This window comes from Bathymodiolus platifrons methanotrophic gill symbiont (assembly GCF_002189065.1).
GTDB lineage: Bacteria > Pseudomonadota > Gammaproteobacteria > Methylococcales > Methylomonadaceae > Methyloprofundus.
The window spans coordinates 1-4510 of the sequence record NZ_BDMN01000394.1 but is presented as its reverse complement, the minus strand read 5'-3'; the positions used below and the strand labels follow the sequence as shown (position 1 = coordinate 4510).

Below are 4510 nucleotides of genomic sequence, written 5' to 3'. Positions count from 1 at the left end.
CAATTGTGATCTGTTAGAAAAAATATCAGGAACTTTTTTTGGGGAAATAAACTCAATTTTAATTAGACACTGGATTATAGGCGTTTGTAACTTGGTGGATCGTGAATCAACTAAGGTAAAAGGCGAAACTTGTGAAAACATTTCAATTAATCTAATAAATGCTCAAATTAAGAAGCAATTTGATGGTGATAAATGGCGTAAACAAATTGAGGTCTGCGCGAAAGATAGCATCAGGATTCCTATTAAAATAACAGGTATTGAAATAATGAAAATGATCAAAAAAGGACAAATGTTCGAGGGGGATGGTTTTATTCATTAGCTGCATAAAGGTCAGTTATGACCAATCTTTACCGTCATAATAAGTTATTGCGACAGAACCAAAAACATAACCCTTTTCAATTAAACATCCGAATTTACCAATGGTATATCTAATTATGAAAAATTTTAAACTTTTACCACTTGTAGCTATTTTGGCTACATCTCCCGCAGTTGTACATGCCAAGACTTTAGGAAGGGGAATTACCGATAATGGTAAGGTGTCCGAAGGGGCTTTTATTACCGATGCGGATTGGAATAATTTCCTACATGTGGATAACCTATGGCGGACCACTTATGCCATCCTAGGTAACAATCACAAGCGTTTCAACATCAATGAACGGTCTGCGGAGCTAGTGAAGGGGGATGTTGATACTTTGAAAAATACGGTTTTTAATTTAACGGGGACTTTAGAGTCTCTTCCTAATCAAGTGGGAGATTTATCAAGGCTTGTCACTTCAAATAAGTTAGCGGCGACGGAGACCTTCACCAGTAAGTTAGTTACTCAAAATCTAAAGAAGGATGTTGTCCGTAATGAAAAGGATATTGAGAAAATCGAGACAAGTATCACAGGCGTTAATACTGATCTACGCGAGGTTAGAAATAACCTGAAAGGCTTAGACAGGATTGAGGCTGGAATGGACTCTTTTCAAAACAGTATAGATAGCATGCAAAATGCTATCAACCAAATACCTGAAATGGTCATGCCTAGCGACTTGGACACTTCAACATCTCGTGGGTTGATTACTTTAAAAAGATGTCCAAACACTTTAGAGGTGACGTGGGGAATTTGTACCTATCAAGCTGGTGATAAAGGGCCCGCAGGCGGTATTGTAGTATCTGCTACAGAAGATGGGAGGCACGGGTTAGAGCTATCGTTTAAGCAATCTTCTAGTACCTTTGGTTGTGACGGTGTAGCCATAGCAACAGGAGCGTCGGACGCACCGGGCAAGGGCTTTACGAATGCGATTGCTAACAGTGCCTGTGGTAAAGAGTCTTTAGCCATGAAATCCAGATTGTATGAGCCTAATGAGCTAACGGGCTGGTATATCCCCTCAATTGCTCAGCTACAAAGTATTCATGATAATTTAGACACCTTGGATTTACACATTGATGAGGTTTATTGGAGTTCCTCGTTAGTGGCCGGGGATGAGGAGGTAGCTTTAGCTTTTGACTTTATGAGCAACACGTCTGTTCAAGTAAATCGATCAGATACTGCATCAGTCAGGTTTGTAAGAAATTTCTAGCAGTTTAAAGTCTTTGATTGGGAAACCGTCATATAAGAAACAACTAATTGAGAATTAATAATATGAAAAATTTTAAACTTTTACCCGTTACAGCGATTGTACTAGCCATGGCCTCCGGTGTATCGCAAGCGAAAACTTACGGAGCCGGAAATACTAGCTATACCGACAATGGGAAAATATCAGACGGGGTTGAGCTAATCAAGTCTGAGTATGATATACATGGAAATGGCAACACATGGCAGACTCATTTTAAATTCGAGGGATTCACCCATAAAAGATTTAACATCTTAGAAAAGAGGACTGATGTCTTGAGAACGGATACGGATGCTTTGAAAGAGTCCGCATCCCAGATAGAGGTAAACAAAACTAAAATTGCCGAGATGGATCAGCAGATGGGGGCTTTTACCGATAAGATTGCAACCGAAAATCTGGGAAAAGATGTAGAGCGTAATGAAAAAGATATCTTAAAGAATGAGACTCTTATCACCGGGGTCAATACGGATCTAAGAGAAATAAGAACGGATCTAAGGGGGTTGCACCGCATCGAGGCAGGGATGGACTCTTTTCAAGATAGCATTGAAGATATGCAAAGTGATATTGATAAGATCCCCGCATTAGCTAAGCCAGATAACGTGGTTACTGAGGGATCAGGGAGTGAACTTACTTTGAAAAGATGCCCCAATACTTTAGAAGTGACGTGGGATATATGTACTTATCAAGTAGGTGATAACGGACCCGCCGGCGGTATTGTAATATTTGCTACGGAGGACGGCAAACATGGCCAGGAGCTGTCTTTCAAACAACCTTCGAGTACTTTTGGATGTGAGGGTGTCGCTATCCCCACAACAATATCCGACTATTTCGGTGCGGGTTCCACCCAAGCCATTGCGAACACTAACTGTGAGGGGGGCTCTCTTGCGAATAAGGCTTTACGATATGTCACACACGTTAGGCATGGATGGTATATTCCCTCTATTGCACAGTTGCAAAGTATCCACGATCACTTAGGGGATATAGGTTTACACATTGACGAAATCTACTGGTCATCAACACTAGTTGCTGAAAATAATGATGTTTCCTGGGCGTTTGACTTTATGAGCAACACGCCTGTGCAAAGAAATCGATCAGATACTGCATCAGTCAGGTTTGTAAGAAATTTCTAGCAGTTTAAAGTCTTTGATTGGGAAATTACAGTGAAGATAATTATAGGTGTCATAATATTTTTAATATCCTTTAACGCAAACGCACTTACTTTCAAGCAGATGATGAAAGCGTTAGAAATTGCGATCGTTAAGAATTACAATAACATTAACACGTTAATCGTGGGTCATAATACTCTGGAGAAAGGTCTAAATAAGGTGACGGGAGAGCTAGCACCTCTGATAACCGAGTCTAAAATAGACCATGACAGAGTTATCTCGGTTTCACGAGAGGTTGAGGTAAACCGGCTTCAAGTTGAGGATTTTAAGACTTCGGTTATATCTTTAGAGAACAAAGTGGCTCAGTTATCGAGCTTGAAAGATGACATGGAGGGGCTGGAGATTCTGGAGGGTGCAGTCCGAGACATGGGTGAAGATGTGAGTGAGGTAACGCAAAACTTACAGAGTTGGCCGGAATCTAAGATACCCAGAACCGCTGAGATCGAGGACGTGTCAGGGGTTCTGACGCTAAGAAGGTGCCCTAACACCCTAGAGTTTGTTTGGGGTTCATGCACTTACGCGGCAGGTGATCGAGGACCCGCAGGAGGTATTGTTGTTATCGTAACTGATGATGGTAAAAACGGGATTGAAATATCCGAAGAGTTGCCTCCTGCGGAATATGGCTGTGATAGGAAAAAGGTCAAAGTGCCCTCAAAATGGGGTCGTAAAAAAACAAATTTAGAGAAAACGGAATTGGTGGCTAGCAGTGAACAGTGCGGGGGAAAAACCCTCGCTAAAAAATCCTTGGATTATGCCATCAACGGAAAGGATGATTGGTATCTCCCGGGGGTGAATGAGCTTGCCTATATCTATGATAACCTCGATGAACTGGGTTTGAATATGGAGGGCGTATATTGGGCTGTTGAGGTATCAAGGTATGACCCCCGCAGGCTTTTTGCGTCAGCTTTCAATTTCCATAGGGGGCATTTCGTAGATAAGGAGAGAGCCATAGAGCAAAACGTAAGGTACATTCGGAGGTTTTAGATGAAGCTGAATAAAAAAATCCTAGCGGGTGGTTTGTTGCTGATTGCCCCTATACAAAAAAGTTTCGCTCTATCAACCCTTGGATGGATTGTACTGATACAATCGGTTGCAGCCGGGTTTGTTATGACTACTCTCGGAACTGGAGTAGTGCTTTCCGTGATGTTAGCAAAGATAGTAGAGGACGCTTCGGATTTTGAGGGTCTGAGTAGTTACAATGATTGGCAGATAGAAACTAGCTCAAGCAATGCCGTAGCTCGGACAATGTATGATCGGCTTAAGCACCATCCAGCCTTTAATGCCCAGAGACTAAAGGCTGGTAAGGCTCGTAATGATAGGATGATACAGGCCTTTAACGATACGGGGCATGCCACTTATGCCATGTATTTACGGAGTGTAGAGACTGAGAAGGAAATAGGTCTAGCCAGAGAGGTCATGGACGCCGTTAAGTCGGAGGTTATGACAGAATCAGACCGCGTTTTTAAACATGAGGATCGCGCGGATGCCTTGATTGCCCTGACGGAAGGTGCAGAAGGTAAGTTGGCGGACAATGGAGATTCGGTCAAGGCACTTGCGCGGAGTGTGAAGACTGCAAAGCAAGGGTTTATGAATATAGCAGATTTTGATCTGCCACCTTATTTGGAGTATACCGGCAAGGACGGGGAGTTAGTCTTAAGATATTGCCCCCTAACCGGTACTATGACTTGGCGGGGTTGCTGATTATAGATATATACATTAGATGCTAAAATAAGAGGGTACAGTCTTTAG

At 42.3% G+C, this 4510-nt stretch carries 5 protein-coding genes; all 5 read left to right on the top strand.

What is annotated here, in order from left to right:
* On the top strand, positions 1-319 hold a 319-nt coding region (locus CDZ78_RS18155; protein WP_211200778.1), incomplete at its 5' end, for a hypothetical protein.
* Between the two features lie 151 nt (positions 320-470).
* A complete protein-coding gene (locus CDZ78_RS18150) occupies positions 471-1562 on the top strand; it encodes an Lcl C-terminal domain-containing protein (RefSeq protein WP_140414189.1) in 1092 nt (363 codons plus the stop codon).
* A 62-nt stretch (positions 1563-1624) separates the two neighbouring features.
* Positions 1625-2725: an Lcl C-terminal domain-containing protein gene (locus CDZ78_RS18145; protein WP_087871242.1), complete on the top strand. Its 1101-nt coding sequence runs from the start codon at positions 1625-1627 to the stop codon at positions 2723-2725.
* Between the two features lie 30 nt (positions 2726-2755).
* Positions 2756-3745, top strand: a complete 990-nt coding sequence (locus CDZ78_RS18140) for a hypothetical protein (protein ID WP_087871241.1) — start codon at positions 2756-2758, stop codon at positions 3743-3745.
* A complete protein-coding gene (locus tag CDZ78_RS18135; protein WP_087871240.1) occupies positions 3746-4462 on the top strand; it encodes a hypothetical protein in 717 nt (238 codons plus the stop codon).
* The last annotated feature ends 48 nt before the right edge of the window (positions 4463-4510 follow it).

Excerpts from the sequence above, each read along its gene's own strand:
- CDZ78_RS18145 (WP_087871242.1), top strand. The coding sequence starts at position 1,625 with ATGAAAAATTTTAAACTTTTACCCGTTACAGCGATTGTACTAGCCATG.
- CDZ78_RS18135 (WP_087871240.1), top strand. The coding sequence starts at position 3,746 with ATGAAGCTGAATAAAAAAATCCTAGCGGGTGGTTTGTTGCTGATTGCC.